The organism is Rhodococcus sp. 4CII (assembly GCF_014256275.1).
GTDB lineage: Bacteria > Actinomycetota > Actinomycetes > Mycobacteriales > Mycobacteriaceae > Rhodococcus_F > Rhodococcus_F wratislaviensis_A.
In genome coordinates this window covers 4,058,792-4,083,146 of record NZ_JACCFE010000002.1, presented here as the reverse complement: position 1 = coordinate 4,083,146, position 24,355 = coordinate 4,058,792, and the positions used below count along the sequence as shown (strand labels likewise).

General features: G+C 64.2%; 28 protein-coding genes and 2 pseudogenes. 14 read left to right on the top strand and 16 right to left on the bottom strand.

Annotated features, from left to right (window positions below):
* Positions 1 to 228: 228 nt before the first annotated feature.
* On the bottom strand, positions 229 to 411 hold the full coding sequence (locus H0B43_RS19630; RefSeq protein WP_185726417.1) for a hypothetical protein: 183 nt from the start codon (positions 409 to 411) through the stop codon (positions 229 to 231).
* 407 nt (positions 412 to 818) lie between these two features.
* Here H0B43_RS19630 and H0B43_RS19625 point away from each other — a divergent pair, with 407 nt between their 5' ends.
* From H0B43_RS19625 to H0B43_RS43180, 3 genes and pseudogenes are all read left to right on the top strand, one after another.
* Positions 819 to 1,874 carry a tyrosine-type recombinase/integrase gene (locus H0B43_RS19625; RefSeq protein WP_312037639.1) on the top strand — a complete coding sequence of 352 codons (1,056 nt, stop codon included), beginning with the start codon at positions 819 to 821 and terminating at the stop codon, positions 1,872 to 1,874.
* Positions 1,871 to 4,162, top strand: coding sequence for a tyrosine-type recombinase/integrase (locus H0B43_RS19620; protein WP_185726419.1), 2,292 nt, complete (start codon positions 1,871 to 1,873; stop codon positions 4,160 to 4,162). The genes H0B43_RS19625 and H0B43_RS19620 overlap by 4 nt, the downstream gene beginning before the upstream one ends.
* A 12-nt stretch (positions 4,163 to 4,174) precedes the next feature.
* Positions 4,175 to 4,335, top strand: a pseudogene (locus H0B43_RS43180) (IS256 family transposase); the annotation flags it as partial.
* A 219-nt stretch (positions 4,336 to 4,554) separates the two neighbouring features.
* On the opposite strand, the gene H0B43_RS19615 reads toward H0B43_RS43180, so the two are convergent.
* Positions 4,555 to 6,195, bottom strand: coding sequence for an NAD(P)/FAD-dependent oxidoreductase (locus tag H0B43_RS19615; protein ID WP_185726420.1), 1,641 nt, complete (start codon positions 6,193 to 6,195; stop codon positions 4,555 to 4,557).
* A gap of 646 nt (positions 6,196 to 6,841) precedes the next feature.
* Complete coding sequence (locus tag H0B43_RS19610) at positions 6,842 to 8,035, bottom strand: TetR/AcrR family transcriptional regulator (RefSeq protein WP_185726421.1); 1,194 nt, start codon at positions 8,033 to 8,035, stop codon at positions 6,842 to 6,844.
* A gap of 597 nt (positions 8,036 to 8,632) precedes the next feature.
* Here H0B43_RS19610 and H0B43_RS19605 point away from each other — a divergent pair.
* The 5 genes from H0B43_RS19605 to H0B43_RS19585 all read left to right on the top strand — a co-directional run bounded on the left by H0B43_RS19605 (position 8,633) and on the right by H0B43_RS19585 (position 14,286).
* Positions 8,633 to 9,406 (top strand): enoyl-CoA hydratase-related protein, encoded by a 774-nt coding sequence (locus tag H0B43_RS19605; protein WP_185726422.1) that lies wholly within the window; start codon positions 8,633 to 8,635, stop codon positions 9,404 to 9,406.
* 5 nt (positions 9,407 to 9,411) lie between these two features.
* The gene (locus H0B43_RS19600; RefSeq protein WP_312033697.1) at positions 9,412 to 10,578 is read left to right on the top strand and encodes an acyl-CoA dehydrogenase family protein; all 1,167 of its coding nucleotides are present in this window, start codon (positions 9,412 to 9,414) and stop codon (positions 10,576 to 10,578) included.
* Positions 10,571 to 11,680, top strand: coding sequence for an acyl-CoA dehydrogenase family protein (locus tag H0B43_RS19595; protein WP_185726423.1), 1,110 nt, complete (start codon positions 10,571 to 10,573; stop codon positions 11,678 to 11,680). The genes H0B43_RS19600 and H0B43_RS19595 overlap by 8 nt, the downstream gene beginning before the upstream one ends.
* A gap of 6 nt (positions 11,681 to 11,686) precedes the next feature.
* Positions 11,687 to 13,315 carry an AMP-binding protein gene (locus H0B43_RS19590; RefSeq protein WP_185726424.1) on the top strand — a complete coding sequence of 543 codons (1,629 nt, stop codon included), beginning with the start codon at positions 11,687 to 11,689 and terminating at the stop codon, positions 13,313 to 13,315.
* Between the two features lie 104 nt (positions 13,316 to 13,419).
* Positions 13,420 to 14,286 carry an SMP-30/gluconolactonase/LRE family protein gene (locus tag H0B43_RS19585; RefSeq protein WP_185726425.1) on the top strand — a complete coding sequence of 289 codons (867 nt, stop codon included), beginning with the start codon at positions 13,420 to 13,422 and terminating at the stop codon, positions 14,284 to 14,286.
* Between the two features lie 158 nt (positions 14,287 to 14,444).
* Here the strand turns inward: H0B43_RS19585 and H0B43_RS19580 are convergent, their stop codons facing one another.
* Together H0B43_RS19580 and H0B43_RS43175 are read right to left on the bottom strand one after the other, a co-directional pair.
* On the bottom strand, positions 14,445 to 14,726 hold the full coding sequence (locus tag H0B43_RS19580) for a hypothetical protein (RefSeq protein WP_397517542.1): 282 nt from the start codon (positions 14,724 to 14,726) through the stop codon (positions 14,445 to 14,447).
* Positions 14,695 to 14,841 (bottom strand): annotated as a pseudogene (locus tag H0B43_RS43175) (IS256 family transposase); the annotation flags it as partial. The gene H0B43_RS19580 and the pseudogene H0B43_RS43175, both read right to left, overlap by 32 nt.
* Positions 14,842 to 15,082: 241 nt before the next feature.
* On the opposite strand from H0B43_RS43175, the gene H0B43_RS19575 reads away from it, so the two are divergent.
* Together H0B43_RS19575 and H0B43_RS19570 are read left to right on the top strand one after the other, a co-directional pair.
* Complete coding sequence (locus tag H0B43_RS19575; protein WP_185726426.1) at positions 15,083 to 15,526, top strand: Hsp20/alpha crystallin family protein; 444 nt, start codon at positions 15,083 to 15,085, stop codon at positions 15,524 to 15,526.
* 116 nt (positions 15,527 to 15,642) lie between these two features.
* A complete protein-coding gene (locus H0B43_RS19570) occupies positions 15,643 to 15,972 on the top strand; it encodes a hypothetical protein (RefSeq protein ID WP_185726427.1) in 330 nt (109 codons plus the stop codon).
* 487 nt (positions 15,973 to 16,459) lie between these two features.
* On the opposite strand, the gene H0B43_RS42545 is transcribed toward H0B43_RS19570, so the two are convergent.
* Positions 16,460 to 16,582, bottom strand: a complete 123-nt coding sequence (locus H0B43_RS42545; RefSeq protein WP_282555434.1) for a hypothetical protein — start codon at positions 16,580 to 16,582, stop codon at positions 16,460 to 16,462.
* A 444-nt stretch (positions 16,583 to 17,026) separates the two neighbouring features.
* Here H0B43_RS42545 and H0B43_RS19565 point away from each other — a divergent pair, with 444 nt between their 5' ends.
* From H0B43_RS19565 to H0B43_RS19555, 3 genes are all read left to right on the top strand, one after another.
* Positions 17,027 to 17,248, top strand: coding sequence for a hypothetical protein (locus tag H0B43_RS19565; RefSeq protein WP_185950074.1), 222 nt, complete (start codon positions 17,027 to 17,029; stop codon positions 17,246 to 17,248).
* 74 nt (positions 17,249 to 17,322) lie between these two features.
* Positions 17,323 to 17,634 carry a hypothetical protein gene (locus tag H0B43_RS19560; RefSeq protein ID WP_312033698.1) on the top strand — a complete coding sequence of 104 codons (312 nt, stop codon included), beginning with the start codon at positions 17,323 to 17,325 and terminating at the stop codon, positions 17,632 to 17,634.
* 61 nt (positions 17,635 to 17,695) lie between these two features.
* Entirely contained in the window at positions 17,696 to 18,517 is an 822-nt protein-coding gene (locus tag H0B43_RS19555) for a GAF and ANTAR domain-containing protein (protein WP_185726428.1), read from the top strand.
* A gap of 213 nt (positions 18,518 to 18,730) precedes the next feature.
* Here H0B43_RS19555 and H0B43_RS19550 read toward each other — a convergent pair whose 3' ends face one another.
* The 3 genes from H0B43_RS19550 to H0B43_RS19540 form a co-directional block, all read right to left on the bottom strand.
* On the bottom strand, positions 18,731 to 19,249 hold the full coding sequence (locus H0B43_RS19550; protein WP_312033699.1) for a J domain-containing protein: 519 nt from the start codon (positions 19,247 to 19,249) through the stop codon (positions 18,731 to 18,733).
* A 301-nt stretch (positions 19,250 to 19,550) separates the two neighbouring features.
* Positions 19,551 to 19,835, bottom strand: a complete 285-nt coding sequence (locus H0B43_RS19545; RefSeq protein ID WP_185726429.1) for a hypothetical protein — start codon at positions 19,833 to 19,835, stop codon at positions 19,551 to 19,553.
* Between the two features lie 37 nt (positions 19,836 to 19,872).
* Positions 19,873 to 20,298: an Hsp20/alpha crystallin family protein gene (locus H0B43_RS19540; RefSeq protein ID WP_185729889.1), complete on the bottom strand. Its 426-nt coding sequence runs from the start codon at positions 20,296 to 20,298 to the stop codon at positions 19,873 to 19,875.
* A gap of 131 nt (positions 20,299 to 20,429) precedes the next feature.
* Between H0B43_RS19540 and H0B43_RS19535 the strand changes: the two genes are divergently transcribed.
* Positions 20,430 to 20,918 (top strand): MerR family transcriptional regulator, encoded by a 489-nt coding sequence (locus H0B43_RS19535; protein ID WP_185726430.1) that lies wholly within the window; start codon positions 20,430 to 20,432, stop codon positions 20,916 to 20,918.
* A 199-nt stretch (positions 20,919 to 21,117) separates the two neighbouring features.
* Here H0B43_RS19535 and H0B43_RS19530 read toward each other — a convergent pair whose 3' ends face one another.
* From H0B43_RS19530 to H0B43_RS19500, 7 genes are all read right to left on the bottom strand, one after another.
* The gene (locus H0B43_RS19530; RefSeq protein ID WP_185726431.1) at positions 21,118 to 21,390 is read right to left on the bottom strand and encodes a hypothetical protein; all 273 of its coding nucleotides are present in this window, start codon (positions 21,388 to 21,390) and stop codon (positions 21,118 to 21,120) included.
* A gap of 56 nt (positions 21,391 to 21,446) precedes the next feature.
* Entirely contained in the window at positions 21,447 to 21,866 is a 420-nt protein-coding gene (locus H0B43_RS19525) for a DUF6292 family protein (protein ID WP_185726432.1), read from the bottom strand.
* Between the two features lie 30 nt (positions 21,867 to 21,896).
* A complete protein-coding gene (locus H0B43_RS19520; protein WP_252189757.1) occupies positions 21,897 to 22,184 on the bottom strand; it encodes a DUF3052 family protein in 288 nt (95 codons plus the stop codon).
* A gap of 372 nt (positions 22,185 to 22,556) precedes the next feature.
* Positions 22,557 to 22,826, bottom strand: coding sequence for an ANTAR domain-containing protein (locus H0B43_RS19515; RefSeq protein WP_185726433.1), 270 nt, complete (start codon positions 22,824 to 22,826; stop codon positions 22,557 to 22,559).
* 132 nt (positions 22,827 to 22,958) lie between these two features.
* Entirely contained in the window at positions 22,959 to 23,132 is a 174-nt protein-coding gene (locus H0B43_RS41625; protein ID WP_252189758.1) for a hypothetical protein, read from the bottom strand.
* Positions 23,132 to 23,638, bottom strand: coding sequence for a hypothetical protein (locus H0B43_RS19505; protein ID WP_185726434.1), 507 nt, complete (start codon positions 23,636 to 23,638; stop codon positions 23,132 to 23,134). Before H0B43_RS19505 ends, H0B43_RS41625 begins: the two co-directional genes overlap by 1 nt.
* Before the next feature lie 48 nt (positions 23,639 to 23,686).
* The gene (locus H0B43_RS19500) at positions 23,687 to 23,881 is read right to left on the bottom strand and encodes a hypothetical protein (RefSeq protein WP_185726435.1); all 195 of its coding nucleotides are present in this window, start codon (positions 23,879 to 23,881) and stop codon (positions 23,687 to 23,689) included.
* Positions 23,882 to 24,355 lie beyond the last annotated feature (474 nt).

The window sequence follows — 24,355 nt, the reverse complement described above, 5'->3', positions numbered from 1 at the left end:
GGGAAATCGTTGACCAGGAACTGGCGTTCGGCCGTACTGGTGGAGCCAGCGAGGGGACCGAAAAGCATCCCCGGATGCAGTTGTCGCCTTCTTCGCAGAGCCCGTTCTCACGGCAGGCTTCGTCGCGGCAGACTTCTTCACGGTTGCCGTCTTCGTGGGGGCCGATTTTTCCTGAACTTCTCTTGACGCCTTCTCGATCTCCGCTGAAATTCCTCCGCGAGAGGCTATTTAGCGTCCCTCGGAGTCCGCCCACTCCGAATCTCCGATTGCGTGATACTGATCCTCGGGCAGCTCCTGACGGAACAGCCACCGGCGACCTGCGGTGCCGAACAGGTCGCTGACCGGTGGGCGTGGCATCAGATTGCGGTGCAGGCGAGCAACGTGTGTCTCGAGCGGATTGGATACCACCACCCATGCCACCTCCAACGAGTCTCGAGGATTCGAGGAAAAGGTGGGTAATCGACACCTACGGATTCGCGCTCGCAGCGCAGCCGGACAAGTCGCAAGGGCGGCCATCTACCAATACGGGCTCGCGGCCCATCGAACGAGAACGGCCTGCCCATACCGATTCCTCACAGATGCCCCAGTTCCGGACGGTCTCACCGTACGACCGGGGAATCACCCCGGCCGGCCGGTCGAACAACGCGAGGCACCGACCGAATTTCATATCACGTACGAATGCGATCGAGTCTCGGGTGCTCGCTACCGGCAGGCAGTCCGGGCGCGCGGCCACTTCCTATTAGTTACGTGGAATCAGAACGAGGCTGGAACGATCTCGGCCAAGGAAACCACGGAACTGGGAGGCAGGCTTGGGAACGGTGGTGCTGGAGGAGAAGTGGCCGGTGCTCGGCAGACACGAACGCGCGGCAGGCTGGTTGCGAGTGTGGGTCGATCTGGGTCGAGCACCGCGGACGATCGACGCGTATGCGCGCGGGCTGGCGGAGTTCCTGCAGGTCTGTGAGGACCATGGCATCGACCCGGTCGCCGCGAACCGGGCGGATGTCGCGGTGTTCGTTCGCGAGCTGACCGGGCGGGCCAGCCGTCGCGGCAGGAACGTGGTGTCGATCGATTCCGGGTGTGGATTGGCAAATGCCACGATCCAGCAGCGGCTGGTGCCGGTGCGGTTATTTTTCGACTTTTTGGTGGAGGAAGGTGTTCGGGAATCTAATCCTGTTGGTCGAGGCAGGTATACGCCAGGGCGGAAGTGGGGTGGACAGCAGCGTGGCCTGGTGCCACGGCTCGTGAAACTTCCGTGGATTCCAACCGAGCAGCAGTGGCTCGACATCCTCGCCGTCGCCGCGGCCGAGCCGCCGCGTAACCGGCTGATGCTCGCACTGGCCTACGACGCCGCGCTGCGCCGCGAGGAGTTGTGCTCCCTGCGCACCGACGACCTGGATCCAGCTCGTCGGATGTTACGAGTGCGGGCGGAGACGACGAAGAACCGGCTCGAGCGAATAGTGCCGTATTCGGCGCCAACCGGGGTGTTGCTGCAAAAGTATTTGACGCATCGAGCGACCATAAGCCAGGCCCGAGGACCGCTGTTTCTGTCCGAGTCACGCCGCAACCATGCCGATCCGTTGAGTTTGTGGACATGGTCGAAAGTGGTGCGACGCATCGCAGTCGATGCGGGAGTGCCGCAGTTCTCCACCCACACGACCCGGCATCTGTGCTTGACGGACCTGGCACGGACGGGTTGGGAACTACACGCGATCGCCACCTTCGCCGGACATCGCAGCACCGAAACCACACTCACCTATATCCACCTGTCCGGGCGGGAGCTGGCCGACAAGCTCGCTCTCGGCATGAACCACATCCACTCATGGCGGGTGGAGATGCTGGCTCGCCTCGACGAGCAGGAGACCAGTCGCCGATGACAATGATGATGAATTCGCAGACAGCACCATCCGTTTGGGAGTGGCCGCTACGGCTGGATCGTTTCCGTCGCCACGGGCGGCTCTCGAAGAACGAGTCCGATGCGCTGCAGACCCTCGGTTTCGACCTGCTACGGCTCGACCGGGAGCGCGAACACCCGCAGTGGCAGGCGATTGCGCGGTTGACCGCACCACTGGACGAGGCGATCGCGGCTCTGCACTGGCATCCCGACACCGTGTTCCAGCGACGGTTCGCCCGCTACGCCACCGCGATCGTCCTGCATCGCTGCGGTGAGCTGGGCCGCGACTTCTGGTCCTGGTCGACGCAGGAGTGGGCCGAGCTGCTGCGCCCACAGCAGCTGCGGGAGCGTTTCCGGGGGCAGGTCGGCATGCAGGCACGTCCCTATCTGCTCGTTCATGCCTATTTGCTCACCGGGTTCACCGCATTCGATCTGGTCGGCCCGTTCGCGCGGCAGACGTTGGCGCAGCGGATATTCGGTTCCGTCAGCGTCGATCAGGCGGTCGAGCCGGTTCGCGCGGTGCTGAACGGATGGGGATATCGTGCCGCGAATCTGGAGTCGATGATCTGCACCTTGTTGCTGCTCAACCGCAGCCCGATGCTGAACGAGCTCACCTCATCGGCGCTGGACCGGCTGCGGGCGGACGCGGCGATCGAACGGCACTTCCACGGCCGCCACCTGCACGGCGTTCACCGGGCTCTGGCCACGCTCGGCCACACCGGCCCTCCACCGGCACCGCGATACGGGGACGGGCCCGTCCCCATCACCGGCACCGCCCCGGGCTGGGCGCAGGCGGTCGAACGCTGGCACGCCACCGCGACGGTCCAACCGAGTACCCGCGACACCCATCGCGTCGTGCTGGCCAAGATCGGCCGTTGGCTCGCCGCCGACCATCCCGATATCACCGGGCCCGCTGACTGGACACGGCAGACCTGCTCGGCCTGGATCGCCGCCGTCGACCGCATGCATGTCGGCGACCACATCCAATCGGAGAGCTGGCGTGAGAGCCGCATCGAACAGCTCGGAAAACCATTGTCGGCGAAAACGAAACGCACCTACATCCGGATCGTCCGCACTTTCTTCCGCGATATCCAGGACTGGGACTGGATCCCGCGTCGATTCGACCCCGCGCGAGCATTGGAAACCCCGCGCAGCATCCGGGCACTGCAAGGACCCGACCCGCGAGTGATCGCCGATGACCTCTGGGCCAAACTTCTCTGGGCCGGCCTCAACCTCGATCCCGGCGACCTGCCCGCAGGACCCGGGGCCCACCCGGTCGACATGGTCCGCGCCGTCACGCTGACCTGGCTGTTCGCCGGCCAGCGCAGCGACGAAATCGCCCGGCTTCGGGTCGGCTGCATCCGCTGGCAACACGATCAGCCCGCCGTCGTCGATGACCGACAGCAGACCGACTCATCGGTCTGTCTGCTCGATATCCCTACCCACAAGACTGGCACCGCGTTCACCAAGCCCGTCGACCCGTTGTTGGGCCGGGCGATCGAAGCATGGCAGGCCCTGCGCCCCGCGCAACCACCGATGCTGGACCGGAAAACCGGTGAGAAGGTGCACTTCCTGTTCGCAGTCCGGGCCGGGCGGATCAGCAAGAACTACATCAACGACACGATCATCCCCGCGCTCTGCCGCAAGGCCGACATTCCTGCCGCCGACGTTCGCGGGCCGATCACCAGCCACCGCGCTCGCTCCACCATCGCGACACAGCTCTACAACGCCAAGGAACCGATGACGCTGTTCGAGCTGCAGGCTTGGCTCGGGCACCGCAGCCCGGAATCGACCCAGCACTACGCCAGAATTACCCCGAATACCCTGGCCAAGGCATACAACGACGCCGGTTACTTCGCGCGCAACGTCCGCACCATCGAAGTCCTCGTTGACCGCGACGCTGCGACTTCCGGCGCTGCCGCCGTTGGTGAGCCTTGGCAGCACTACGACCTCGGCCACGGATTCTGCAGCTACACCTTCTTCGAGCAATGCCCGCACCGCATGGCCTGCGCCCGCTGTGACTTCTACATACCCAAAGAGTCCAGCAAAAGTGAACTCTTGCAGGCGAAATCGAACCTTCAGCGCATGCTCGTCAGCATCCCACTCACCGACGATGAACAAGCAGCCGTCGAAGACGGCCAAGCCGCCCTCGACCAGCTACTGCAACGCCTCGCCGACGTTCCGACCCCGGCCGGAACAACACCACGCCAACTGACCGCCACCCCGTTGCCGATCGTCGCCGTCAACCATGGCCGACCAGCACGAACTTGACAATCTTGATTCCACAGAACCAGCGACCAGGCCGCGCTCAAATGCCTCTACCTCGCCACCCGTGCTCTGGACCCAATCGGCAGGGGAAGAGCATGATGGGTGACGAGGTGGAAACCAGCCCTCAACGCGTTGCTATTACATTCAAAACCCGAATCACCCCCACTGGAAGCTAAATTCATATGCCAGAGCTAGATCCACCGAAGTTCTGAGAGTCCCAGATTTGTCGCCGATGTCACGCCCGTGGCGGGTTCGCCGCTGGACATCGATCTGCTGGGGAAGAGGAGCACATCTGCGGCCCTCCCATCGGGACGATGACGGTGAGGTGCGGTGACGCCGACTTGTTCGGCCGGCGGCACCCGCACGATCACGGTGGACGGTTCAGAACAGACTAGTCAGGACAGGACGAAGCCGGCGTAACCGTTGATGACCGACTCCCGACACTTCTCCAGGTACATCGGCAGGCCGCCAGGGTAGGCCAGCAGTTCGCGTTTCTTGCCGGGCACGTTGGCGTTCATGTACCAGGAGTTCGCCAGTGGGAAAGTGGTGGCAGCAGCCAGGGTTTCGAGATGATCGTGCCATTCCTCTTCCGCCTCCGGGGTGGCTTCGATCCGAGTCAGGCCGTTCTCACGCATGTAGACCAGACAGTCGATGACCCAGTCGCCCTCGAGTTCGGCACAGGTTGGACCGTTGCAGAACGCTGATGGACTCTGCGGACCGTAAACGTAGAGGATGTTCGGGAATCCGGCGGTTGCGCGACCCAGTGTGGTACGAGCTCCGCCGCGAAACACCTCGCTGAATGACGCGTCACTGGTACTGCGGACATCGATGTCGGTGAGTCCACCGGTGAAGGAGTCGAAACCGGTAGCCAGGACGATCACATCGACCTCGTGTTCGCGACCGTCTGCGGTGATGATCCCTCGGGGCGTGACCTTTTCGATGGGTGTCTCGTTTACGTCGATGAGTTCGACGTTGTCTTGGTTGAAGGACTCGTAGTAGGTGTATTCGAGCGGGCAGCGTTTGGTCCCGAACGGGTAGGGCGGGACTTCGGGGACGAGCTTTTCCGCCAGGATGGGGTCTTTGATACGTGGGAGGGTCTTCTGTCGCCAGAACTCGTAGATCCTGTTTCCCACCTCGGCGTCGAAGAACATGTCGGCGTAGCCGCCCAGCCAGATCTGCAGGCCTCCCTTGGACCAGAGTTCTTCGAGCGTCGCGGTGAACTCTTCGTCGGACAGCTCGGAGGTCGCCGCGTAGATGACGTCGTACTCGAGACCGCCGAAGGTCTTTTCTCGATGCCGGAAGAGATCGGGGTAGGTTGTGCGCAGCTCGTCGTTCGCGGCGTGGTCGAGTTTTCGTGAGATCATCGGCAGTGCGGTGGCGGGTGTGCGCTGAAAGACGCTGAGGTGCTGCACTTCTGGAGCGATGGACTGGACTACCTGCAGACCGCTGGCACCGGTGCCGATAACCGCGACGCGCTTGCCACGCGTGTCGTAACCCTCGGGCCAGTGCGAGGTGTGAAAGGCGTCGCCCTCGAAGTCGTCGAGTCCGGGTATGTGCGGGTAGAGAGCCTTGGAGCCGGTGCCCAACAGAGGCAGGAAGAAGCGTGCACGTGTCGTAAACGTCCCGCCCGTCCGCTCGTCCCGGGACTCTACGGTCCACATGTTCGTGTCTTCGTCGAACCGGGCCGCTGTGACCCGAGTGCTGAATCGGATGTCTCGGCCGAGGTCGAGTGTCTTGATGACGAACCGGAAGTAGGCCTGCAGCTCTTCCTGGCCTGGGAAGATCTCCGACCAGTCCCATTCGCGCCAGATCCTCTCGTCGGAGAACTGGTAGAGGGTGGCCTCGGTGTCGACCTTGGCCCCGGGGTATTGGTTCCAGTGCCATACTCCGCCAGCGTCGGAGCCAGCTTCATAGAGCCTGACGGAGAAGCCGAGCGACCGGAGCCGCTCGAGCTGATAGATCCCGGAGAATCCGCCTCCGACCACAAGGACATCGAGCTCCTCGATCACACGGTCGCTTTCGGTCACGGTTGACATGTGGTGTTCCTTTCCGGTCAACGCCGGCCTTTGTGTGGCGCTTGCTCAGCACCACTTGTCGGTGTGTCGCACGTCGCGTCGCCACAGGGAGCTGCCTGGTCAGCTAAACCCCTGACGTCTCCATTTTCGATCTTCGAGACGTTCGGCGGCTTCGGCGTCTGGCAGCGGTCGCTCATAATCGAACAGCCTGAAGTCCTCGAGCGGTAACTACAGGTCGCTGTGGCGTGGGTAACAGAGTGCACGGAGAAGTGATTTATGTCAAGGATTACTAACAGTTCATTGCTTCGGCGCATGGGCGCCGCTCGGTCGCGTAGCTGCGTCTTACACGTCGGATCGACGTGCATACGAGTGTCTACGGAACCCGTGAACCATCTCGCACGGGGCAATTGAGAAACTGGCACTTAGACGGGGACAGGAAGGGCAGCTTTGGTCTGGCGGCGCTAAGTCGTGCATGACTAACCAAAGCGGGAGGGCGGGTTGCGGCGTGAACTCAACCGATCCGGGGTCGATTACAGAGCGCGTGTGCGCAGGAAAGTACCCACGAGAAGAAGTCCAGCTTGCATACATCGCGCAGATCCCCCGCGTGGAGAGGACACACTGCTGGCGCGGCGCCGGAAGGCGATGAGGCGCAAGAAGGTTGTGACTGTCATACGCCGGTTACGGCCACGACTGCGGTTATGAGTTCTGCTGCGAAATTGGGGCCGTCGTGCAGGTGTGGGATTCGAACCAGGTCGTTCACGACGGTCTTGGCAATGTTCGTCAGGGTCGTGGCGAGAGTCTCACTCACGTCGTCACCTGCTGATACGAGCCACCGCCGCCACTCGTAGAGGTTTTCTTCCCGGATTTTGTCGAAACGGTCCCGGGCCTCCTGCGGAAGATAGTGAGCTTCGGTCAGGGTCACCGCGAGAAGATCGGTGGCCTGCATGCTCAGCCGCACGTAGCCCTCGATCAACGCCTCGAGGACATCACTGTCGTCTCCTGGTCGGGCGAGAGCACGCATGGTTTCCAGTGCCTGCCATTCGTAGAACCGGGTGGTCGCCGTGACCAGAATGCTTGCCTTGGTGTCGAAGTACCTGTACATGGCGGGCCCGACCATCCCGACTTCGCTACCGATGTCGTCGATACTGACACCGGCGTAGCCGTTGCGACGGAAGGCCCGGGTCGCTGCGCTCACGAGTTGCTCGCGGCGCGATGTCGGTGCGTGCTGAACCCCTTTGCTCATCCCGTCGCCCTCGACCGTTCGGTCACCAGGCTGTGCGCCGATGACCCTGGCGCAGGCGTCCACGAGTGTGCAGCTCAACCGACTGCGCGAAAGCGCCGAGTCGTAGAAGGCGGGACTGGTCAGGATGCTGACCACCGCCCAGCTGCGAACCTCTGTGGCGAATGCCCCGAGTTCGGGTCGCGCCGGCCTCACAAGTAGATCGTTGACCTGGCGCTCGATCCAACGGGTGCGATCGCGAACGAGGCCGAAGTCGTCATCGTTGAGGTGTCGTGCCTCACGTTGCCAAAGCACCGACAGCCGTCGGCTGGCGATGCCGACCTCGGCGAGCGTGGACAGCCGCGCGTTCAGTCTCGTCTCGCGGCTAGCAGCGAGGTTGTTCAAGGCATCAACCCATCGCTGCTGGTCCTCGAGGATAACGTGGGCCAGCAACGCCTGCTTGTTGGCGTAGTGCCTGTACAAGGCGCGCGCGGTGATCCCGCTGGCTTCGGCGATCTGATCCATTCGCACCGCGTGATAACCGGAGGATGTGAAGAGCTCGCGGGCCTGAGCCGCGATCTGGTCGCGGCGGTCGCGTGGTCGCCGTGCCTTCGCTCTTTCGCCAGATTCCGACGCTTTCACACCACTCATCCTCGCCTCATCTCTGGTATGCCCGGATTGACCCGCACTTCTGCGGTCACATGGGATGGCCGAGTCGAGTGGCCAGTATGGCAACTCGGCAAGCGCGGACACACACCAGGTTCTGCTGGTTGCACTGGACCGCTTACGGTGAGCCGCTCACGCTGTTCGAAACCGCAACGCCACCCAGCCTCATCGACCGGACCGGACACAGCACGGCTCGCGGACGAGGTTCCGGCTGCCAGGACTGTCCCCATTCGGACCGAAAACGTTTCCGACGTGACCACCCGCCGGCACGGGTCGGCGGGGCCGGGGAACAGAAGCGCGCAGCACTCTGACGCAGATCGATCCTCGAGTGAGTCAGTCGCTTCCACCTCGAACCCAGCCCTCCAGCCGGTCACCCTCGCCATGTCAGTCCGCCACCAAGACGGCTGGTCAACGACCGAAAGCATCAGCAAAGTTTCGTTAGTACCCATTGACAATGATACCTGATTACCCTAGCTTCATCGGAAAATAATGAGACTGAACCACGTAGCTGTTCAGTAAGTATCTATGTACTTCGGCGGAATGCCGTTCCGACAATCAATTGGGAGATGCGTGATGACGCAGTTCGAGTTCATTCAGTGGCAGGAGACAGGGCCGATCGCAACGGTGTGGATGCATCGACCTCCGGCGAACGCGGTCAACCAGGCTATGTACGTCGAGATCAAGAGGTTCTTCGACAACGTCGATGAACTGTTGCCCGAGGCCCGCGTCGTCGTGTTGGCCGGCCGGGGTAAACACTTCTGCGGCGGCAACGACCTGGCGGAGTTTCAGACTCTCGATCCCGCAAACTCGCCAAGTCGCATGAAGCAGGTCCGTGAGGCCTTCTTCTCGATCTATGACAGCACCAAGCCCACCATCGCCGCCGTGCAGGGAGCAGCGGTCGGGACGGGCCTCTGTCTGGCTGCATCGTGCGACCTCATCGTCGCCGCGGAGAGCGCCCGTTTCGCGTTACCCGAAGTCAATGTCGGAGTGATGGGCGGCGCCAAGCACCTATCTCGGCTGGTCCCTCAAGGAATGGTCCGAATGATGCACTTGAGCGGCGATCTCATCCCAGCCAGCCGGCTGCTGCCATATGGAGGCATTGTCGATGTGGTCGCCGACGACAAACTCCTCGACACCGCCCAAGACCTGGCGGCATCTCTTGCGCGACACAGCCCGGCAGCGTTGCGATTTGCGAAGCAAAGCCTGAACACGATCGAGTATATGGACCTCAAGGCTGGCTACGAGTTCGAGCAGTCTTTGACAGCCGAGCTCTCCGGCTACGAGGACTCCAAGGAGGCGGTCAACGCCTTCATCGAACGCCGCGCGCCAGTATATACAGGGCGGTGAGCTGGGTGTCGAAGGTCATCGATCTGGCGGACTACCGCGAACAGGCGCGAGAGTGGCTGTCTCACGCGGATATTCCCGACGTACCGCTAAATCTGGACGAGCGGTTCTTGGTCCTGCGGGAGTGGCAGCGCACTCTGTTCGAGAATGGCTGGGTGGGCATCGACTGGAGCTGTGCGGCAGGTGGACAGGGCCTCACACCGATGCACCAACTGGTGTTTGCCGAGGAACTCGCACGTGCGCGTGCGCCAATGCCGATCGGCCTCATCGGTCTGGATGTCGTCGGACCATCCATCGACCATTACGGTCAGCCGTGGCAACGCGAGGAGTTGCTTCCGAAGCTGTTGTCCGGTGAGCACATCTGGTGCCAGGGGTTCTCGGAGCCTGACGCCGGCTCAGACCTTGCATCCCTGCGCACCCGCGCGGTAGCCGATGGCGAGGACTTCGTCATCTCAGGCCAGAAAGTCTGGACTAGTTGGGCGCACAAGGCACAGTGGTGCGCCTTGTTGGTCCGCACCGACCCAGAGGTCCACCAGAACGCCGGGATCAGCTATGTGCTCGTGGACATGAACACTCCGGGTGTCACCGCTCACCCTCTCGAGCAGATGACCGGCGACCGAGAGTTCTGTGAAGTGTTCTTCGACCAGGTCAGGGTCCCGCAACGCAACCTCGTCGGCGAACTGAACAATGGGTGGGCGGTGGCCACCCATACACTCGGTATCGAACGTGCCGCCTACACCGTCCGGCGACGCGTCGACTACGAAGTCGCGTTCGAGGATGCACTGGCCCAACTCCGCGCAGGTGGCGTCCCGCGGGCAGACACACCAGCCGGTCGACGGGTACGACATGCGGTCGGCGAGGCGCAGATCGCGCTGAAAGTGCTGGGGGCGCAGACCCGCAAAACCGTTGCCAGGCTCGAGTCCGGAGAAGTCCCTACAGCCGAGGACTCCGTCGACAAACTCCTGCTGAACAATGTCGAACAAACCGTATTCGCCGCGCTCGTCGAACTCCTCGGACCATTCCGCTCTGTCCCTGGTTCTCGCCCGTTCGGGCTTGACTCGGCCCGTTGGGTACACGATCACCTCTACTCCCGAGCGACCTCGATCTACGGCGGCACATCCCAGATCCAGAAAAATATCATCGCCGAACGACTTCTAGGACTCCCCCGTGGCTAACAGCACAGATACCTTCGCCGACACGGTCGACGAGTTTCTTCGCCGCAATTACAGTGACGACGTCAGGCGACAACTGCTCAGTACCCACGACTCCAGTTCCGCGCTGGCGGCATCGTTTGCAGAGCTGGGCGTGTTCGCTGTCGCGCTGACCGAAGAGCAAGGCGGGCTTGGCATGTCGCTGGCGACACTCGGCCCCCTGTTCACCCAGTACGGACGCCACCTCGTCGCCGGGCCCATGCTCGAGAACTCGCTGATCCCTGCCCTGCTGTACGCCGCGATGCCCGAGGAGGGCCAGAAACTACTCAGCAACGCCATCGAAAATGGAGCGGTCCTGGCCATTGCCGATCCCGGAGTGAGCGTGCATTGGCGTGAACAGCTCGGGTCGATAACGACCGACGGCGCGAGCCTCTGCGGCAGGTTCGACGTCGTTCGATTCGCCCCCGATGCGAGCGTGCTGGTAGTCGTTGCCCACAACCACGACCGCCCCGAACTGTGGCTCGTCGAGGCGGGAGCGCCCGGAGTAGGGATCGAGCCAGTCGAGAGTTCCGATCCCCTGGCAAGCTTCGCGCGCGTGACCCTCGACGGAGTTATCGGGATTCCGGTGACCGATCAATCAACAGTTCCCAACCTTCTGCGTCAGATCCGGCTCTGGAGTCAGGCCTTGATCGCCTGCGAGCTGAGCGGTATCGCGAACCGCTGCGTAGAACTCTCCCTCACATATGCCCTGCAGCGAGAACAGTTCGGTCGCCCGATCGGCTCGTTTCAGGCCATCAAGCACATTCTCGCCGACATGCACACACGTGCTGCCGCACTCACCAATATGTGCGAGGCGACGATGGAGCGCCTTGCGGAGGATGACGCACTCGGTGCGGAACTGGACTGTGCCGCACTCAAGGCGTACGCGGCCACGGTCGGTGTCAGCGTCTGCGAAGACGCCATCCAGGTCCACGGCGGCATCGGCTTCACGGCCGAGGCCGACATCCACTGGTATTACAAACGCGTCCTCGCGCTCCGGGCATGGTACGGCGACACAACCGAACTGGCGGAACTTATCGGGTCGATAGCGCTGCAGCCAGCGACACCGACCACAATGAGGAGCTGAAGCTTCATGGCAACGACACGTCTGACACCGGAGCTGATCCGCGAGTTCACTGACTCGGGTGCGTGGCAGGGAAACCTCATCGACGACTACCTGAGTAGCGCGGCCCGCGAGGCACCCACGCGCATCGCAGTGACCGACCGTGGCCGCAACTGGACCTTCACCGCGCTGAACCGCGTGGTCGACGCGCTGGCCGCAGCATTACAGCACCACGGCATCGGTCGCGGCGACGTGGTGTCCTGGCAGCTGCCGAACTGGGTGGAGGCGTGTGCGATCCATCTGGCCGCCATCCGGATCGGCGCTGTCAGCAACCCGATCATCCCGATCTATCGCCACTCGGAAACAAAATTCATTCTGCAGCAAGCAGGCTCGAAGATCGCGTTCGTCCCGTCCACTTTCCGCGGCTTCGACTACGCTGACATGTTCGCCGAGCTCTCGGCCGATCTCAGCGAGTTGCAGTCGACCGTCGTCGTCGGCGCCCCCGCGACAAGACCAGGCGAGGTCTCGTTCGACGCGTTCATCGACGGCTTCCAGGACACACAGCCCGCACCGGTCGATCGCGATGCCAACGATCTCGTCCTTCTGCTCTATACGTCTGGTACAACGTCAGCGCCGAAAGGCGCAATGCACACCCACAACACGCTCGACTACGAGAATCGCAGCATCATCGAACTGCTCGATCTCACCGACTCCGACGTCGTCTTCATGCCGTCACCGGTCGGACACATCACCGGCATCCTGTACGGCATTCAGCTCCCGCCGATGTTGCGAAGTGGTGTGGCCCTACTCGACGTGTGGGACCCATCGGCTGGTCTTGCACTGATTGAGCAGCGCCACTGCACCACAACTGTAGCGGCGACGCCATTCCTGCACGGCTTGGCCCATCACCCATCGTTGGACACCCACGACGTGTCATCGATGAAGAATTTCTTGTGTGGCGGTGCGGACGTACCTCCGGACCTGATCACCGCAGCCACAAATTCTCTCGACTGTATGGTCGCGCGAGTTTACGGCTCCACGGAATACCCGACCGCCTCCAGCAGCAACGTCACTGACCCGGCACCGAAGCGAGCGCGCACCGACGGGCGAGCGATCAGCCAAGCACAACTGCGGGTCGTTGACGGCAACGATGCCGATATCGTCGGCCAGGTCGGTGAAGTACTCCTCCGCGGTCCCGAGATGTTCATCGGCTACCTGGACTCCTCACTGAACGACGAGTCTTTCACCGACGATGGTTGGTTCCGAACCGGCGACCTCGGAAGACTCGACCCTGAGGGGTACCTGGAGATCACCGGACGCAAGAAGGACATCATCATCCGCGGCGGGGAAAATTTCAGTGCCAGAGAAGTTGAGGATCACCTGTTCACTCACCCTAAGATCTCCGAAGTCGCCGTCATCGGATCCCCCGACCCCGTACTCGGCGAACGAGTGTGCGCCGTCGTGGTGCCCGAACCCCACGCGACGCTGAGCCTCGACGACATCGCCAGCTGGCTTCAGGAGCGCAAGGTCGCCAAACAGAAACTGCCCGAAAGCATGATCCTGATCGACGCCATGCCCAGAACCGCCAGTGGAAAGATCCAGAAATTCAAGCTGCGCGACATGGCCGCGCACCAAACGAAGCAAGGGAGCCTACCCTGACCGGTCTCCCGCAACACGACATCCCCCAAGAGTCCCTTTCCTCCACCCGGTAAGACACCGAAACCAATGCGCTGGCACTGTGCCGCCGCGGAATGGAGCACGTCATGAAAGAACACGAATCGGTCATCTTCTCCAAGGACCACAAGTTCCTCGAGGGATTGCGGTGGCACGACGGACACCTCTGGGCCAGCGACTTCTTCACCAAGTCCGTAAAACGGCTCGCATCCGACGGCTCATCCTTCGAAACGATCGCCGAGATCGCAGGAGCTCCCTCCGGCCTCGGGTTCCTCGACGACGGATCAATCCTCGTGGTCTCGCAAGCCGACGCCACTATCCGCCGCCTCACCACAGGCGGGTCCGACAGCCTCTACGCGGACTTCAGCAGCTACGCAGGTGGAATCGGCAACGACATGATAGTCACCAACAGCGGACACGCATATGTTGGCAACTTTGGATTTGCTCTAGGCGCAGAAGATCCCCGGCCTACCCACCTGGTCCATGTCGATCCCACCGGCATTGTCGAGTCTGTCGGTGGTGACGTCCTGTTCCCGAACGGAATGGCCATCACGCCAGACTCCGTCCTGCTCCTCGCCGAGACCTGGAACCATCGCATCACAGCATTCGACATCGTCGACGACGGTTCGCTCGCCAACCAGCGCGTGTGGGCTCAACTCGATGAGTCGCTGCATCCCGACGACATCGCCTTGGACACCGACGGCGGAGTCTGGTTTGGCAACGCGCTTACTCTCGCGGAAGACAGCGGATTCTACCGCGTCATCGAAGGCGGCGAAATCACCGACAAAGTACCAGTTCCCGGCGCGTGGGCCGTATCCTGCACGTTCGGGGGAAACAGCCTGGACACCTTGTACATGTCCTGCAACACCACCACCCTCGACGAATTTCACGAGGGCCATTCCTCCGCACGCATCACCACGGCCAACGTGGGAAGGCGGGGTGCGCCGAGTGTTTGATATCGGGCTGGATCAGCGTGTTATGTGCTTCGGGGGAGACTCCAAATAAGCCAAACACCCGACACACGGAATCGCTAGATACCCAATCCGCTTCGCTGCCATCCATTTTCCGAGGATGTCCCGAGCTCCGTGGAACTTCGGTGGCGGCCCGGTGAGCATCAGGCTGCGTTCACGTCTTCGTTGTGCACGACGGGTCCGACGGATTCGGGGAACTCGCGCTCGAGCGCGGCGCACCAACGCAGCGCCATCTGCCTGTCCCGGCACCGCTTGACGTTGGCGGCGTGCTCGCGGCACACCGAGGTCAAAGACTCGATGGCGTTCGTCGAGCACAGCGTCCGGGCGAGGTTCGGTGCGGTCGAGTTCCCTCGCCGCTTGCCCAGGATCTCGATCGAGGTGAACAGCTCGTACGAGCCGATCACCAGCTCCCCGGACCGACCCACGTTCGCGGCCGTGACGGACCGCGGTCCGAGCGTGATCGTGCTTGCATTTCGGTCCGGCCAACGCCGTCACGTCGGCCTCCATCAACGCCTGCATGGCCTACAGGCCGGCGCCGACACGTGCGAGGAAATTCCGGTTGCCCGGCGAAGGACGTCACTCGGAACGAAGATCAGTCCAGCGACTGCGCCTCCTCGCTTGTCCGGTGCAGATAGCGGAGATGTGACTGAGCGGAACAGCGCGACATACCATCCAACCGATCTGGCACTCGGAGTCATCGAGTGCTAAATTTTCCCCGCACAGTAAAGGAGGCTTCGCCGAGGTGGCGGGCCCAAAGACTGAACATGGGAGGTGTGTTGCTGTGCTGCGTCTCGATCCCGTCACCGATATCGACTCGATGACCAAGACATTGCTGGGCACTCCAATCAGATCGACCCGTCGCCCACGGTTCATGCCGATGGACCTGTACAAGGTCGACGACCATTACGTCCTGCACGCCGATCTGCCCGGGATCGATCCCGGCTCGATCGACATCGGCGTCGATGCCGGGATCCTGACCCTGACCGCCCACCGGAGTCGAACGGACGACGGGGTGCAGTGGTTGTCGGCGGAGCGATTCAGCGGCCACTATCGTCGCCAGGTGTCGGTCGGTGAGAACATCGACGTCGACGGCATTTCGGCAAGCTACGACAACGGCGTCCTCACCGTAATTCTGCCGGTCACTGAGCGAGCGAAGAGGCGGCGCATCGAGATCACCCGCACCGCCGCACCCGCGCAATTCGACCGCACCCCTGTCGAAGCCTGACCCGCCCACCCCGCAAGTCGGTTCGGTCCAGCGGTGCACTCCACGCCGCTGGACCGAACCTGCTGCGGGACCAGCACATCTGACTACATCCGCACGCTCCCGAGGACCCGAGAACTATGACTGCCCCCACGACCGAATATCGCACCGATCCCCCCGGCCGGCAGCCGCGCTCGCCTCAGCCGACCAGGCCGCCTCGTCCCCTCGGTGAATACTGCAGCGACCTCTCGATCATGCTGGGCTCGCTGTCGATCGTGACGTTCTGGATGTTCGGATTCGGCATCCTGCTCGGCGCCGGCGCCATCGTTGCCGGAATCGCCGCCGACCGGAACCCCGGCCTCGAAGGGAACGAGTCCAATTCTCTCGAAGCGCTTCTCGGCATCTTCGCCGGTGCTTTCGGAATCGCCGCCGGCCTCGTCTTCCTTGCCGCAGCCCTGCCGAACCTCTGACTGGAACGCCCCGGATCTGCCGTTGCCCGTGTGCGTGCCCGGGGTACACCGCAGGGCACGGGCGGGGCGGCACGTGAGCCCGTTGCGACCGCCCGCCAGGCCGGCCGTTCGACGATGGGCCCGGAGATGGCAAGCGCCATCAGTCACCGGTCCGCGGGACTGGATCCGATGAGCAACGTGCCGCGTACCTGCACATTGTGATCGAGCGGCACAGTTTTCGTATCCCGAGCGCCGCGAGAACAACGATCATGGCCTGCGAGGGCTGCGAACATGGCGCAATGCCAGGGCGGAAGGTGCCGCAACAACTGCAACCGGCGCTTGCTGCCGGGTCGTCCAGGGATGGAGCCGATTTCGGTGTACTGACGAAAGGAGTCCTGCCATGCGTCCCGACCCCACTTCGGGAGCAGATCGTATCTCGCCCCTCGCCGGCGCCTCTCAGTAGCCACCTCGTCGGCTGTCTGTGCTTGGGCCGACCGATAATCACGAATCAGGGGCTGAGTGGTAGGCGTCGCCGATTCCAGCGCCCGCGGCGCCGGATGGAGTGGGTGCGCTGCGAGAACCCCGAGGCGGGTAGGGCCTCCTTGACGTTGATGTCGTGGTGCATGCCCATCGGCATGCCCCTTGCCCGAATCGATGTCTGCCCGGAAATCATGCCTCGGGGCGGCGGGCCCTCCCGGCCGCACAGTGCCAGCGGCGGCTATTACTGATCGTCGCCGTCGCTGCCGACGGTCGTGATTTCATCAGCTTCTCATCGATCGGATCGAATGCCTCGGAACTACATTGATGGCCGTTCCCTCGGCATCAGGGGTAAGGACGCTGTCTCTACCGCACAGTCTCCGAACTCTCGACGGGCTGCGCGGAGGCCGCTTTTGGGCCGCCCGCCACCGCGACCCATGCCAGCAGAACAAGGATGATCTCGACACCGTCACGAGCTCCGGCCAACCGCTCTGCACGAGTCCCGAAGGGATCATTATCTTCTGCAAATGGTATAGATTCATTCGTGCGTTCGTCGTAGAATGACCGTGAAGTCGACCGGCGAGATTCGGAGGTTTCGATGTCTGCGGATATGGCCGACGCCTCGACCCGGTTCCGTCGCGGCGAGTACGTCGTACCGGTGGCCGCCGAGGTGTCCGCGATCGCGGTACTACGAATCGACGAGCAGTACGGGTCGATCACCCCGCTCGTTGCGAGGGGCACCCGCGGGTCGGGGAACACGCCGGTACAGCAACTACGACCGGGCCCAATTCGGACGCATCCCCGAACTCAACAGACATAGGGCAAACCTCGTCGGCATCGGCTGTCGCCTCGGTGCCGTCAGTGCCTGTCTGCGGGTAGGAAAGGAGGGAGAGCGTGGTGGACAATCCGTTGCACAGCATTCCGGAGGCTGATCGCCTCGAGCAAGACCTCCCGGTCGATCCCGCCATCGGCCCGAGCTATCCCGCCGACCGGGATGCCGACGAAGACTGGTGTGCGCCGGAAGCCGACAGGCTCGAACAAAGACAACCGGTAACCACCGTCGATGACGCGCTCCGCTCAGGTGAACGCGAGGCGGGATGGGATGCACCCGAGGGTGACCGGCTCGAACAATCCGTCACCGTCGACTACGACGACGAGGATCGTGACGAATTCGTGGACAAAGCTTTCGAGGAGGACCAGCACTGACCAAACAACGGCCCGCCGGATGGTGCCTGCACGGGCCTACTCCCAGCAAGAGGGGTGCGATATGAGCGTGACCAGCTCCGATCAGATGTCCCTGTCCGAGGCGGCGCGCGCCCTCGAGACCGTCACCGATGCGCTCACGGTGCTGCGTGAGCAGACCGCCGTAGAAGAACCGCTCGAGGACGTGCTCGGGCGGCTGGCGGTGACCGCGGTCACCGCGGTGTCCTATGCGGACGCGGTCAGCGTCACTCACCTCGACGACGCCGGCCCGCGCACCGTGGCGCTGACCGACGACTACGCCGCCGACATCGACGGCGACCAGTACGCCGCGCACCGGGGTCCGTGCCTACAGGCCGCGGCGTCGCGACTGCCGGTCCGCGCCGTGGTCGGTGAACACGCGGACCGGTGGCCGGAATTCACCGCTGCCGCGCGCAGGGCAGGGATCCGGGCGTATCTGTCGGTGCCGTTGATCATCGACACCCCCGGGGAGGGCCCCGGGGAGTTGGTGGGTTCGTTCAATGTCTATGCCCGCACCGCGGTGGCGTTCGATCCGTTCGACGAGAAGTTGATGCAGCTGCTGACGACCGCCGCGTCGGCTGCGATCGGCAATGCCCGCCGGTGGCGGCGCGCGCAGCGGCAGGTCGAGCAGCTCACCGAGGCGCTGACCTCTCGGGCGGACATCGACCAGGCCAAGGGGATGATGATGGTGATGCACGGAATCGGCGCCGACGAGGCCTTCACCCGACTGACCGCGATCTCCCAACGCACCAACACCAAGGTCCATCGCGTCGCCCGTGACCTCGTCGGCAAGTTCAGCAAACCCTCATCGGGCTCCGACCCGGTGAGACCCGTGATTGCGCCGAGATGCGGCGATCTCGTCGAGTAAGGAGACGCGGGTTACCGTTACCGACGCCTCACCAGGACGGGACCGGCAGTGCAACACCGGATCCACTGCACGACGCCGTCCGTTGGTCGGGCACCGCGCGTGCATGGGGGCTGGGCGGCGCGGGATCGGTCTGGAGGAGGTCCTGGTATCAGCAACTGACCCGCCGCCGTATCGGCGGAAGCGAGGGGGACAGTCCGACGGCAGGGGCACAGGTCAGCGGTGCCGACGGACCGGCCCCACCCACAACCCGGTCGCGGGTGGGCGCCGCGGCGGATGTGCATCGATGACGACGTGGATGCGGGCCGGGATGGTGGGCGAGGAGCGAACCCCCGGCGCCGGGCCGGGCCGACTCTCGGGTTCGGCCGCCGCCTCCTCGGCTGTCGAACCGTCGGCTGCTACCTGGTCGTGGGTAGAACGATGTTCAGGGTCGCGCAATAGGGCGTAGGCGGTCAGGACCTGCTGGAGGTGCTCGTCCGACGCCGGATCGGCGGACAGATGGGAGTCTCTAGTGTCGGGGTGGTGTTCGCGCAGCAGCCGCCGGTAGGCGCTGGCGATCTCGGCCTGGGACGCCGACGACGGCAGTCCCAGCACCCGGTACGGATCCTGCTCGGTGGCCATCACCTCGTCCCTTCCGTGCGCTGCACACGAGAAGGTGGTTCCGGGCTCGCGGTGCCGGAACCACCAGAACGGGACGGGCCCGACCCGCACGTAGGGCCCGCCCCCGCTAGTCACGGTTGAAGGTGAGCACTGCCCGCCCGGACGGCCGACGAACTACCATCTGCCAGTCAATGGCTCTGCGCCCCAGTCGATCCGATACCAATCACGATCGCGGTCGGACGCGGTCGGCGCCGTCACAATTCGATCGGTGGATCGGCGGTGCCGGGCGGTGCGCTTCGAGGGGTTCGCCGCGCCCCGCGGGAAGGAATGTCAGGGAAGGAAGCGGTAGCGGCGAACCCCCGGCAACTGGTGAACCCGTCTGGTTCATCACCCCTTTCGTGCTCGACTGTCGACAGAGGAGGCCGGGCTTCCTCCGTCACGGAGGTGAGCGCTGCGTGGCCCGGATCCCGGGGGCCGGTGGAACCGAGATCGTCCACCACACCGGAGCGGGAGGGGATGGGCGAGGCGGACCGGGCGGTGCGGTCGCCACCCGCGCGAGCAGGACTACGGCCTGCGGCGTGAGCGCGTCGGCGAGGATGCGGTCCGAATCAGCTACGAGCAGAGCGTATTCGAGTTCGTGCCACATCCGTACCACCTCGCGTGCTGAGCGCTCCCAATCCTCAGGGGCGGTCACCTCCGCGACCCTATTCGCCTGTGTCATCGTCTTCACCCCCTCCCGAAACCTGGTCACCTCGGGGTCAGGCGTTGACGGCCTTCCTGTCGGAATGACCGTTGCTGCCGATCTCGATCTTGCGGGGCTTGGCCTTCTCCGCGATCGGGATCGTCAACCGCAGCACACCGGCGTCGTAGTTCGCCTCGATCTTGTCGACATCGAGATTCTCACCGAGGAACAGCTGTCGGCTGAACACCCCGCGGGGACGCTCGGCGGCGACCATCTCCCGGTCCTCGTCCAGTGCGACCCGTTCGGCGCGCACCGTCAGCGTGTTCTTCTCGACGTCCAGATCCAGCGAGTCGACGTTGACTCCGGGGAGATCGAACTCCACCACGAACCGGTCCTCTTCGCGCCAGGCGTCCATCGGCATCACCGCCGGGCGGGCTGCGGTGCCGAGGATCTGCTGCGTCAGACGGTCGAGATCGCGGAACGGATCCGTGCGCATCAACATCATGTCCACCTACCTCCAGAAATCCTTTCATCCCATCAGGTAAACTTCCAGCAGATGCTGTAGGTTCGTTATAGCATCTGTCGTAGACTATGACAAGAGAGTGTGCGAGAAAATTCCCGATCGGAGCAAAAATGTCCGAAGAATCCGAACGGAAGGACACCCAATCACCCTCGGTGCGTGGGGTTTACGGCATCTCGGTGGCCGCCGAGCTGTCCGGGTTCGGGGTCGCGGCATTGCGCCTGTACGAGGAGTACGGGCTGATCACTCCCGGCCGCACCGGCGGGGGCACCCGCCGCTACAGCGACTACGACCTGGCCCGGCTCAAACGCATCGCCGAACTCATCGACGCCGGAGTGAATCTCGTCGGCATCGGCCGAGTCCTCGACCTCGAAATCCGTACCGGTGAACTCGAACGCGACAACCTCCGACTGGAAGCGGACAACGCGCAACTACGCGCCGAACGGGACCCAGGCGCCTCCACTGCCGAGGACGACACCGCCGGTGAGGCAACACCGGCGCCGGAAACCCGAACCGGGCGGCGTCGGCGCCCGTCGTCCCAGGGTCGATCCCGCTTGGGTGACGGCAGTGCCCGGGAACGAGCCGGCGGCGACCACCACTGAGGACACCTGAACAAGGCGGTAGCCGCGAGCTTCAGCCAGGCAGTTAACCGATTGCACGCGCCCGGCCTCGAGGTGCCTGCGACGAACTGGCGTCCGGCAGTGAGAGGCCCCGGCGTCGGGGGATTACGCCGGGGCTGTGTTCCTCGAATCCGGACCCGTGTTGACCGTGTCGAGCAGGAAGTCGTCGGATGAGGCTTCCCTACGAACAGGGTCGAGAATACTCGCACCGTAAGCGGTGAATAGCATCCGCGAGCACACCTGGTGTGCCCAACCCGCCGGGCGGGGCCTCTGTTGCCGTCTGGTCGAGGTCGCGGGTGGCGCGTTCGAGGAGCTCGTCGTGGTCGGCGGTGCTGCCGGATCGCTCCCAGGCGGTAAGGATGCCTGCGCACTCGTCGCGGGCCCTACGGGCGGCCAGGGCGCGTTGGAGCGCCAGTACCGCCTCGGGTCGGGGAGGCGGCGGAATCGTGGCCATGACCCCCGCCTCCTCTTCCTTCCGGACCATGCCACCGGCGAGCGGATACGTTCTCGTCACCAACCGGACGACCGGCGATCGGTGGGTCCGGTGTCGCTGTCGACCCGGCGGACGAGAGTGGGGACCGGAAAGGTGTCCGGGGCCCGGCATTCGAGGTGCAGCAGGTCCGCGACGAGCTCGTCGACCCGGTCGGCGATGCCCTCCGGTGGCGGGCGGCGGCCGATCCCGAGCCCGCCGATGATCAGGACACGATCGGTGCGCTGGCCCTCGATTCCCAGAGACCACCCGAAATGATGGTTCCAGGCAATCACGACGTTGCGTCCGCTGTAGTACCGGAATTGTTTCGACAGCACGACCACGGCATCGAAGATGACCGCGTCCCACCGGCGGATCGCGTCGGCGTTCAATGCCCGCGCGACCGCGATCACGTAGGCATGGACGTCGGGGGTTTCGTCGGCGCCGGCGCCGCGCTTCATCGTGACACCACTTCCTTTACCGCGAAACACTTACCCGTCTGCGGTGACGTCGAAACTACCCCGCCGACGCTGGTCAGGACGATAATCGGAGCGACCCGGCGCCCAATCCGCCCGTTGATTTATGCCCGTCACCACCCGGGCAGGCCGGCGGGCCGAGGACGACCGTACCCGCTGGGCGGGTGAGCTGGACTGGGTGAGCCGGGTCCCGAGCCAGTCGTGCCCGTCGATGCTGGACGTCCCGTGCAGTCCGACGAGGTCGGCGGCCTCGGTCACCTCGGCCGCGTCCACGTGATCGGGGCGGGCCGGTTTCGGTGGCATCAACCACAGAAACCGGTGCCGGACAACAGCGTGCGGCGGTGATCAGCTCGGCGAGGTCACCGTCCCCGCTGCGCCACCACAGCAACACCGCGTCGACACTTCGTCGACATCGGCAGCTCCTCCTACCGCACTCGCACCCCGGCAGTGAACCTCGACCTCATGCGAGTCCTCGCCGGTACGTGTCCAATCGGTCGCGGTGAGCACGGTGCCAGCCATCCGGAGTGGGCGCCCTGTCCGTCACCACGGCTGATGGGCCCTCCCGCCCGAATCACGCTGTGCCCGAACGAGCTCGGACGGCGGTACCAGTAGAGCATCCGCCGACACGATCACCGAAACCCGGCGGCGCGTATCCCGACAGTGATGCGTCCCGGTTCAGGACCCGAAGAGTGCGCCCCATTCCGTCCGAGCCGCGCGGGCGGCGGCGAGGTCGGGCGCCTCGTTTCCACTCGCGAGCGCGACCAGGGCCTCGGCGAGGGCGAAGACGGACACCCCGTAGCGGCGGGCCGCACCGACCAGTTCGTCGAAGGCGTCCGCGGGCCCGATCCGGCGGATCCCGATCAGCACTCCCTCGGCGGTGTCGAGAATGCGGGTACGCGTTCCCGTACCGCTGGGATGGGTGGTGTGACTATGCAAGGCCGCCATCGAGGACACCTCCGTCGAAGTCTGGGAGCGGGTTTGTGTGTTCGTGCCCGATTGGATCGGATCCCAAACATCGCCCAGCTCAGGTGAGCCCGCCGGAGGTCGTGATCCGGCGCCCCCGGCAGTCGTGGGTGCTCATACCGTTTCGGGCCGGCCGAACAGTGACGCGGAACCCTCGGGCAGAGACCCCAGGACGGTGCGCAGGCAGTCGTCGTCGACCGCCTGGGCAGCCGTGGACAGTGTCCCGTTCGGCGGTAGTGGGGTGGGGTCGGCCGTCAGTCCGATGCGGCACGCAAACATCACCGGCATCAGCGGGTGTCGGCGCTCTCCGCGGCGAGGGCGCCGATCGCCGCTACGGTGCGGCCGGTGTGTGGATCGATCCAAGACGGGTGAGAGTCCCGGACCCGGGGCACCCACACCGCGGCCTCGTCGCGGCAGGGCCACGGCACCCTCAGTTGCCGCAGCAACGCCGCCTGCACGGTGTTGGCCACCCACATCGTCGCCTCGACCGCCGGCAGCCGCGGAGCCAGGCCGCGGCCGAGGACCCATCGGCTCGCGCCGATCTCGTCGGGCTTACCGCCGGGCCGGACGATACCCGGCGGGGCGGGATCCCAGGCGAGAATCACCCCCTGATGGTGCATCGCCAGTTCCCAGCACACCTCGTCCCAGCCCACCGCCCCCCGGCGGTGACAGCACCGCAGATCCTGGGCGACCGCCACCAGGGCCCCCGCCCAGGCCGGTGGCGCACCGGGCACCGACGGTTCCTCGAACACCGGGAACCGCCACATCCCACCGACGCGCTGATGCCCACCCACCCGTGGCACTCCCACCCGTGGCTTCCCGGCGCCACGCTCGCCGGACTGTCAGTCCTCCTCGCGACTGACGAAGCATTCGGTGGCCGGGGTGAACCCCGGCTTGGTGAGCATGTCGATGTCTGCCCACCCGTCCTCGCCGAACACCACCGAATCGGTGTGCCAGACCAGGCTGACATTCTCGCAGCCGTGCTCGAGGATCAGGTATTCGTAGTTCTTCAGTGCGACCAGAGTTTCATCCGTCATCGTCACCACCCCCGACCATGCGGTGTGCGGGCCCGTCCACCCGAGCCCGCCAGGACGGTTCCATTATCCCACAGATCTACCGCGAATCAAGGAGAAAATCTCATCAGAAGTGGCCGGACTGAGTAGGATGGGTTCATCGCTGTCGTACGCCGGGATCGGCGGCCACGGTGGGACGTTCGTAAGATTCACTGACCACGTCTGCCTCGGAGCTGCGGTATCAGAGCCGCGGCGAAAGTGGCGGCACGGTAGCGATTTCACCGCTCGAGGCGTAAAGATTTCGGCGCACCTGGCTGCACGCCTTCCTCGATGTGGTCGACGCACCCGCCGCCGCGGCGATCGGGCACTCGCTCGGCGGCCGGGTCGCACTCGAACTACCACCTCACCGCCACCGCCCGCAGGTGCGCTCGGTGACCCTGCCGGACTGCGGGCACGTGCCGCAGTTCGAATTGCCGAGGCCGACGACTTCCTCCCCAC

Coding starts and splice junctions, on each gene's coding strand:
- H0B43_RS42545 (WP_282555434.1), bottom strand. CDS start 16,582: ATGGGCATGCACCACGACATCAACGTCAAGGAGGCCCTACCCGCCTCG.
- H0B43_RS19570 (WP_185726427.1), top strand. CDS start 15,643: ATGACTGCCCCCACGACCGAATATCGCACCGATCCCCCCGGCCGGCAG.
- H0B43_RS19590 (WP_185726424.1), top strand. CDS start 11,687: ATGGCAACGACACGTCTGACACCGGAGCTGATCCGCGAGTTCACTGAC.
- H0B43_RS19525 (WP_185726432.1), bottom strand. CDS start 21,866: ATGAAGCGCGGCGCCGGCGCCGACGAAACCCCCGACGTCCATGCCTAC.
- H0B43_RS19565 (WP_185950074.1), top strand. CDS start 17,027: ATGTCTGCGGATATGGCCGACGCCTCGACCCGGTTCCGTCGCGGCGAG.
- H0B43_RS19530 (WP_185726431.1), bottom strand. CDS start 21,390: ATGGCCACGATTCCGCCGCCTCCCCGACCCGAGGCGGTACTGGCGCTC.
- H0B43_RS19605 (WP_185726422.1), top strand. CDS start 8,633: ATGACGCAGTTCGAGTTCATTCAGTGGCAGGAGACAGGGCCGATCGCA.
- H0B43_RS19520 (WP_252189757.1), bottom strand. CDS start 22,184: ATGCCACCGAAACCGGCCCGCCCCGATCACGTGGACGCGGCCGAGGTG.
- H0B43_RS41625 (WP_252189758.1), bottom strand. CDS start 23,132: ATGCCGGTGATGTTTGCGTGCCGCATCGGACTGACGGCCGACCCCACC.
- H0B43_RS19620 (WP_185726419.1), top strand. CDS start 1,871: ATGACAATGATGATGAATTCGCAGACAGCACCATCCGTTTGGGAGTGG.
- H0B43_RS19515 (WP_185726433.1), bottom strand. CDS start 22,826: ATGGCGGCCTTGCATAGTCACACCACCCATCCCAGCGGTACGGGAACG.
- H0B43_RS19500 (WP_185726435.1), bottom strand. CDS start 23,881: ATGACGGATGAAACTCTGGTCGCACTGAAGAACTACGAATACCTGATC.
- H0B43_RS19555 (WP_185726428.1), top strand. CDS start 17,696: ATGAGCGTGACCAGCTCCGATCAGATGTCCCTGTCCGAGGCGGCGCGC.
- H0B43_RS19615 (WP_185726420.1), bottom strand. CDS start 6,195: ATGTCAACCGTGACCGAAAGCGACCGTGTGATCGAGGAGCTCGATGTC.
- H0B43_RS19540 (WP_185729889.1), bottom strand. CDS start 20,298: ATGTTGATGCGCACGGATCCGTTCCGCGATCTCGACCGTCTGACGCAG.
- H0B43_RS19545 (WP_185726429.1), bottom strand. CDS start 19,835: ATGACACAGGCGAATAGGGTCGCGGAGGTGACCGCCCCTGAGGATTGG.
- H0B43_RS19535 (WP_185726430.1), top strand. CDS start 20,430: ATGTCCGAAGAATCCGAACGGAAGGACACCCAATCACCCTCGGTGCGT.
- H0B43_RS19585 (WP_185726425.1), top strand. CDS start 13,420: ATGAAAGAACACGAATCGGTCATCTTCTCCAAGGACCACAAGTTCCTC.